The sequence below is a fragment of the Ohtaekwangia sp. genome, from assembly GCF_036568665.1.
Classification (GTDB): Bacteria; Bacteroidota; Bacteroidia; order Cytophagales; family Cyclobacteriaceae; genus Ohtaekwangia.
Map to the genome: position 1 here is coordinate 1 of NZ_DATCSD010000077.1, position 7631 is coordinate 7631.

Consider the following 7631-nt stretch of genomic DNA (forward strand, 5'->3'; position numbering starts at 1 on the left):
GCGGTATATTAATATTTTCCTGTGGCTCCCCGTGGCTAACATCTTCGGGAGCATTATCGCCAAGATCCAGGAGAACATGCTTCGCATAGACCTGGCCCAGATCGACCGCTATGGTGATACTTTTTTCAGCGCAGCCGATACTGGCTACCTGATCTTTCTCATCATCGGTATCATTGGATACTTCACCGTGCCATCAGTGGCAAACTATATCGTTCATGCTGGTGGTGCAAACATGCTGCTGCATAAAACGTCCAGTGTTTTATCGAATGCTTCGACCGCAGCGGTTTCTTTAACAACGACCGGGGCGAAATCCGTGTTGGGAGTGTTTACTTCTTCATCATCACAAAAGACTTCAGGGAATGGTGCAAGACACAGTGATGAGGGCGGCTTCATGCACGATAAACTTTCCGGAAAGTAAATGCTGACGCCTATGTTTGACCAACTCAAAAATATCGACTCCGCGTTTAAGCACATCAGGCTCTTTTCAATCGCCCTGATCGGTGCGTGCATATTTATATGCTGCTATACCGTCTACAAGAGTTTTGTTTTAGTTTCTGAGACGCAGGGCCGCATATATATACTCTCCAATGCAAAGGCGCTCGAAGCTTACTCGGCAGAACGAAAGGATAATATACCGGTGGAAGCGCGGGATCATGTAAAGACCTTTCACCATTACTTCTTTACCCTGGACCCCGATGACAAAATGATTCACTCGGGAATCACACGTGCCCTATACCTGGCCGACATTTCAGCCAAGCAGCAATATGACAATCTCAAAGAGAACCGGTATTACTCCAATATCATCTCCGGGAATATCAGCGAGACGATCGATACGGACAGTATACGGATTGATTTAACAGACTATCCCTATTACTTCCGCTATTACTCGAAACAGCGAATCATCCGCGCTACCTCCATTGTCATAAGAAGCCTGATCACGGAAGGCTATTTACGAAACGTAGCCCGCTCCGATAACAACCCTCACGGCTTCCTGATCGAGCGATGGAATACCCTTGAGAATAAAGATATCCAAACATTAAACCGATAATCATTTGCCATGAAAACCATTGAAAGAATAGAGTACTTAAAACGTGCGGTCGCCAGTAGGCTTAGCCTGGCTGTCAACAGTCTTACGGCAAGGAGTAAACGCCGGCTGTTGCTTACCGCAGGATGCCTGGTCACCTGCATTTGCCTGTTTATGATCACAAGCCCCTTTCACAAAAAAAGTAGCGTGATCGTGATTCCCAAAGGAGATATACCAACGACCATCATTCCACCGGAGCCCATGCTATCAGTAGAGGATTTTCAGCTGCTTCGTGATTTTGAGCAGATCATGGACAGCCTCAAGCTATACGACAACAAGACTTACACGGAAACACTACAAGACCGTAAAGGACTGCTCGACAGTGTAAAAATGCTGCTGCGGTTGCAGCCATGAACCAGGAAGCGTCAATAACAAACAATTAAAGATATATACTATGAAAACCCATTCTGAAAAATTTCTAAGACAACGCAGATTCTACATGGTATTGCCCGTGCTCGTGCTGCCATTCATCACCATGATATTCTGGGCACTCGGAGGAGGACAAGGTACGCCGGTAAAAGCAGAACTAATAAAGTCGGGTTTAAACCTCAGCCTCCCCGGTGCCCATTTCGACAAAGAGGATGAGGTGTGGGATAAATTTTCACTCTACGAGCAAGCCAAACAAGATTCCCAGCGATACGAAGAAGCAAAGCGAAATGATCCCTACTATGTGGTCTCGATGTTGAAGGGTAGTGAATCCCTGGACAGCATTCCCGGCAAGTCAAAGCTTAACCCTTCTCTCGGCGTAAAAGACAAATATACCCAGATCAACGAGCAGGAGGAATTGATAAACAACAAACTGAGTGAACTGAATCGCCAGCTTTCACAATCAGAACCCCGGGCTAAACAGGATGACTCAGAAAAACAACTCCCGTCAATAACCCCCGAGCAAGCACCGTCCGACAACAGCGATATCGGAAGGTTGGAAGCCATGATGCAGATGATGTCTTCTCCGGAAGCAAAAGATCCTGAGATGGAACAGATAGAAGGCGTGCTGGAAAAGATTCTGGATATTCAGCACCCTGAACGTGTTGCTGATAAAATCCGCGAGGAGAGTATGCAACATCGATCCCAGGTATTCGCTGTGCAGCCGGCAGATCAGGAAGACTATATTTCCGTGATCGAACCGATACGTCCAGACTCAACTGCTGATCGCATGGTCAGTCGCATAGAGTCATCGATGGTCGGCAACGGCTTCTATGGACTGGATGACTCACCTGCCTTACCCGATCAATCGGACAATGCAATCGATGCGGTGGTTCACGACACACAAACGCTGGTTGCAGGGTCTACCGTCCGCTTGCGACTTCTTTCGGATGTATACATCAACGGTGTACTGATTCCGAAGGATCAGTTCATATACGGCATTTGCTCCATCAGCGGTGAGCGCCTCACCATAAGTATTAAATCGATCCGGGATGATCATTCACTTTTCCCGGTATCCCTTAAAGTATTTGATCTCGATGGCCTGGAAGGTATATATATACCGGGTGCAATAACACGCGATGCGGCTAAGCAAGCCACCAGCCAATCGATCCAGGATATGCAGTTATACTCTATGAATAACTCCCTGGGCGTGCAGGCTGCCACAGCCGGTATAGAAGCCGCTAAAGGTCTGTTCAGTAAAAAAGCCAAGCTCATCAAGATCACGGTGAAGGCAGGTTACCACATTCTGCTCAAGGACGCAAATCAAAACGGGTCCTGATATTATTGGATTTATAGTCAAACTCAATTTGTAAATAAATTTTTCAACTAAACAATTTAAAGCCATGAAAACACTAGCAATGATCGCCGTAACGGCAAGCATCTTCACCACACTCTATGTGAAATTTCTGATCTGGTTCACCGGCCTGGGAGACCTGCTCCTCTAAAACGCAAGATTCCGAAAAGGAGAAGTGACAACTAAAGTAATTACACAACACAAAAAAGACTATGAGTATCAGATTGAAAATCCTTTTTGCCTTCCTCGTACTGGGTATAGCAAGAGGCAATGCGCAGAGCTTGCTGGAAATAACGTTCAACAAGACGTCCAGCATAATCTTTCCGGCTGCTATTACCGCGGTGGATCGTGGCAGCAGAGATATACTCGCTCAGAAAGTGAAAGGCGTGGAGAATGTTCTTCAGGTGAAGGCCGGCAAGGTTCGGTTTAAGGACACGAACCTCACCGTGATAACTTCGGACGGTATCCTTCATCAGTTCACGGTCCGATATGCGGATATACCCGGCACATTTACCACGCGGGCAAGTCCCACTGATGCAAAGACAGACGTCATCTTTGAGCAGGCAAGTACGGACGTGCAACTGGACCGAAGTGCCAGCTTGATTTTGCAGCATGAGAAGCCGAGCGCTGTGAAGGCTATATCCCGCAGTCAGGTGAAGCTGTCGTTACAGGGTATATATATACAGGACAATACGCTGTTCTGTCATCTCAAGATCGCCAACCGATCAAATATACCATACCATACGGAGCTACTGCGGTTTTATATCCGAGACAGACAACGCGTGAAGCGCACCGCCTCGCAGGAGGTTTCCCAACAGCCCATTTTTCATAAGGGAAATACCAGCGTGATTGCCGGCAAGGCTACAGAGGATATAGTTTTCGCGTTGCCCAAATTTACCATCCCGGATGCAAAGGTGCTCATCGTCGAACTCATGGAGAAGAATGGTGGCAGGCATCTGCGGCTAACCATCAAGAACCGCACGATTGTGAAGGCTAAGCTCATTCCCTCGGCTTAGTAGTAATAGCCACACACTAAATAAACTCGTAAACCTTAAATGTTTCAATCATGAACAAGGATAATGCGGATTACCTGAAAGAGCGTTTGTTTTTTCTTGGCTTTGGTGACAAGCTCAACGAAGAACTTGAAAAAAAGATGAAAGCCGGCGAAGAGCGATTCAAACTTCCGATCACAGCGGAATTCACCAAAGGTGATAAGAAGGAAATTGTTGAATACTCACTGGACTTCTCAAAGTCCAAACAGAACGATATGTATTTCCTGAATAATTACCGCGCCATATTGGCGAACGCCGAACCCGACAAGGAGAAATCCCAAACCTTCTATGTCAACAAAGGGAAGGGCGTTACAGCAAAGGAAGCATACAACCTGCTGGACGGCCGCGCTGTACACAAAGACCTAACCAACCGCGAGGGTGAACCCTACAAGGCGTGGCTTCAGTTGACTGGCCCCAAGGATGAGAACGGTAATCAGAAGATTCAGCAGTTTCATTCGGCCTGGGGCTACAATGTCGAGAAGAGTCTTCACAAACATCCCATTAAAGAACTCGGCGATCAGATCAGTACAGCCGAGCTGGTAAAATCCATGGAGAAGGGAAATCTTCAGCCGGTCACCTTTAAGAAGGACGGCAACGAAGTGAAAATGTATGTCGAGGCCAATCCCAGGGAACGCAACGTCAACGTCTATAACGAGAAAATGCAAAAGCAATTTCAGGGGGTGAAGGAGCACACCGGTGAATCGAAATCAAAAGGAAAGGACACTGTTCAGGACGATGAGAAGGAGAAGAAAGAAAAAGTTGATGATGTTGATGCCAGGGAATCAAAAACAAAGGGTCGCAAAATGTCAGCGTAGCGATCATCCATGCTATATATACCGGTGAATTTTTAGTGGCATGCCATTCTCTTTGTTACCATGCACGGGCTGTAAAATCGACGCAAAGGTAGGGTCAGCTTACTCCGGCGTCAAGGGCGAGACAAGTGTCGGGGTATTCATCATTGATGGGTACCGACACCCTTGACGCGCGGGAACGCTGACCCTTTTATTTATGCTGAATTTTACACTACATTCCTGTGAAGTGCATGGTAAAAATGAGAAAGCCATGCAAACACTAAAGATCAAAACTCACCGGATATCAACCATGTATGGAAGTAACTGCTTCTTCCTGCTGTCAAAAGGATACAACGCGGGAAAACCGCTAGAGAAACCATGCCCGAACTGCTTTGTCGTAATCCTAGATTCTCAGGCCGACAAAGAAAAATTGTTTTGGCTTTGTTACTGCCTGTGGAAATCAAGTAAATATATACCCTTGCTCGTAGGTTCGGCGATTCCTGCCCTTCACATTAAAGAGGTTGAAAAAGAAATAAGGTTAGCGGCATCAAAAGCGGTAGCCAGGCAGCAGGAATTTCAGAAGCTTGTTCATCAGCTTCAGGCTTTCCACAAGCTGGAAACCCACCTGCATCTTCAACTCAAACTCGTGGCCAGGATTAAAAGCGAACTGGCTTATGGGTTTCTGAAATAAGCAAGCGCCTATATATATCCTTAACATCGCTTTATCCTTTACGAGTCGCGTTGATAATAGCAAAGTAAAAGAACTCTCTCTCATCATTTTTTGCAGCTAAGTTCGGGCTTGTCCGGTGACGACCGTCAAAAGACTACGGCATAAATTCATGGAGCCTTTGGCCTTTAATGTTTCAGACCAATTTATTCCGTTTCCTTTTGTCTTTTCGTACACGTTGGTTCATTCTGTCAGCGGTGTACGGTCTCCGAAAAGCCCGGTTGAAGTGAGCATTAAAAAATAATGTTTCACTTAAAGAAAGTTTTATGAAATCAGATTATGAACAGCGCAAGGCTAACCGGATCGAACGTTATCTGGTGCTGGCAAAAAAGAATGCACAAAAGGCGGAACAACAGTCCGCACAGGCATCCGTGATGGCAAGCGCCATTCCCATGGGACAGCCGATCCTGATTGGACATCACTCCAAAAAACGAGATCGCAGTTACCGTGAGAAAATTGACAATCTCCAGCGAAAGTCGATTGAATCACAGGCAAAGTCGGATCATTATGCGCACCGCGCTGAATCAACCATACAAAACGATTCCATCAGCTCAGATGATCCACAAGCCATTGAAAAGCTTCGGGAAAAATTATCTGCGATGGAGAAGAAGCAAGGCATAATGAAAGCGGCCAACAAGATCATCCAAAACGGGAAATATGATGAGACGATCAAGATTGCCAAGCTGGTTGAAATTGGATTAAACGAACAGGCTGCACGGAAGCTGCTTGTGCCAATGTGGAACGGAAAAGGTGGATACGAAAGATTCGAGCTTTCCAACAATAGTCAAAATATGACAAGAACACGAAAACGTATCGAGCAATTGGAGAAGCAGTCAAAGGTTGCCTCGAATGAAATCACTGTCAACGGCATAAGAATCTTTCAAAACATGGAAGCCAATCGCCTTCAGCTTTTCTTTCCCGACAAGCCCGTGGAAGAAGTTCGCGAGCAATTAAAACGTAGTGGCTTCCGATGGTCGCCACGTGAAGGTGCATGGCAACGACAGGTATCGCGAGCGGCGCAATACGCAGCGCTGGATATTGTAAAGAGTATCAGGAATGAGGAACAATCATGAAGTAAAGGGGCGCAAGTCCCTTCCTTATTTTCAACTTAATCAATGCAGTAACTATTCAAATGAAAACAATATGAAGAACTACGATATAGAAGTTACCGAGATCAATTACTATAAGGAATTGCTGACGATCAAAGCAGACTCCGAGGGGAATGCAAAGGAGACCGCGAAGCAAATGGTATCTGACGATCCGCTGGATAACAAAAGGGATACATACCTCACAACGGAAGTGGAAATAAAGGTAATACCGAAACCATTGGAGGTTCATACGGTTGAATCACTCTTTGATATTGACAGAGAGGAATGCAACGAAGAAGTGATCCTGATTGACGACCTGACCGATGATCAAAAACGGTACCTCGGCCTGTTGTAAACCTGAGAGGGGCTTAGCCCCTTTTTTTATTCGCTCCCTTTAAAAAATTCGAGTACGCTCTCTCATCATTTTCAATAGCAAAGTTCGGCCTTGTTTCGTGACCATCGCCAAAATGTTCCGGCATAAAATTCAATGAGCCTGGCGGCTGGTCGTTTTGTTCAAATTTATTCCGTGTGCCTTTTGGCTTTTCGCACGGCTGTTTTATTGATGTTGATCGGGTGCTGTCACGAAAAAGTCCGGGGAGTTGAGCATTAAAAATAATGTTTAACTAAACCAATACTTTATGGAAACGCTTTCAAAAAACAGACTCCGGAAAATCATGAAAAAAGCTGCTATTGCCCTTCAGGATAGTTACGGCTGCAACGGCATAGGGGAGCAATACCTTCAGGCATTGCGAACTGGGAATATTGAAGCAATACTTTGGTTTAATGCCTTCGGTCCGACCGTCCGGCATCAGCTTATGAACGCAGTGGCTTATCAAAAAGGATTGAAGTTTGGTTTCGAGGCCATCACATTGGATAAACATGGTTGGCTCGCAAACGCTATTTGGAAAAACAGGGAAGAGATCGAATTCCGGTTAAAGGAAGACAGCCCTTGTGGAATCTGCAATTCGATCTGTTTGGCTGAGGGGAACAATACAAAATGGGCGTATGGAATTTCCGCAGTATACGGAACAGGCTCAGGCTACGGTTCCCCGATTACAGTGTTCAACAAGCCTTATGATTCTCGTCAGCAATGCATCGAGGCGGCATTGACTGAACTCAAAAAGGACCTTGCCGCTAAAATCGTAATTGCGACTTGTCGCCCAGACCCG

The 7631-nt window shown here is 45.9% G+C and carries 9 protein-coding genes and 1 pseudogene; all 10 read left to right on the top strand.

Annotated features, from left to right (window positions below; translation table 11 throughout):
* Positions 1-418: pseudogene (locus VIN08_RS04010) on the top strand (hypothetical protein); the annotation flags it as partial.
* A 12-nt stretch (positions 419-430) separates the two neighbouring features.
* Positions 431-1048 (top strand): conjugative transposon protein TraK, encoded by a 618-nt coding sequence (gene traK / locus VIN08_RS04015; RefSeq protein ID WP_331960592.1) that lies wholly within the window; start codon positions 431-433, stop codon positions 1046-1048.
* Between the two features lie 183 nt (positions 1049-1231).
* Positions 1232-1438, top strand: coding sequence for a hypothetical protein (locus VIN08_RS04020; RefSeq protein WP_331960594.1), 207 nt, complete (start codon positions 1232-1234; stop codon positions 1436-1438).
* A 40-nt stretch (positions 1439-1478) separates the two neighbouring features.
* Positions 1479-2789 carry a conjugative transposon protein TraM gene (traM, locus tag VIN08_RS04025; RefSeq protein ID WP_331960597.1) on the top strand — a complete coding sequence of 437 codons (1311 nt, stop codon included), beginning with the start codon at positions 1479-1481 and terminating at the stop codon, positions 2787-2789.
* A 227-nt stretch (positions 2790-3016) separates the two neighbouring features.
* Entirely contained in the window at positions 3017-3820 is an 804-nt protein-coding gene (gene traN / locus VIN08_RS04030) for a conjugative transposon protein TraN (RefSeq protein ID WP_331960599.1), read from the top strand.
* A 50-nt stretch (positions 3821-3870) separates the two neighbouring features.
* Positions 3871-4671, top strand: a complete 801-nt coding sequence (locus tag VIN08_RS04035; RefSeq protein ID WP_331960602.1) for a hypothetical protein — start codon at positions 3871-3873, stop codon at positions 4669-4671.
* Between the two features lie 193 nt (positions 4672-4864).
* Entirely contained in the window at positions 4865-5338 is a 474-nt protein-coding gene (locus tag VIN08_RS04040) for a DUF6943 family protein (protein ID WP_331960604.1), read from the top strand.
* A 302-nt stretch (positions 5339-5640) separates the two neighbouring features.
* A complete protein-coding gene (locus VIN08_RS04045) occupies positions 5641-6447 on the top strand; it encodes a DUF3560 domain-containing protein (RefSeq protein WP_331960607.1) in 807 nt (268 codons plus the stop codon).
* 70 nt (positions 6448-6517) lie between these two features.
* Positions 6518-6817: a hypothetical protein gene (locus VIN08_RS04050; protein WP_331960610.1), complete on the top strand. Its 300-nt coding sequence runs from the start codon at positions 6518-6520 to the stop codon at positions 6815-6817.
* Between the two features lie 283 nt (positions 6818-7100).
* Positions 7101-7631: hypothetical protein (locus VIN08_RS04055; RefSeq protein WP_331960613.1), on the top strand; the 531-nt coding region annotated here is incomplete at its 3' end.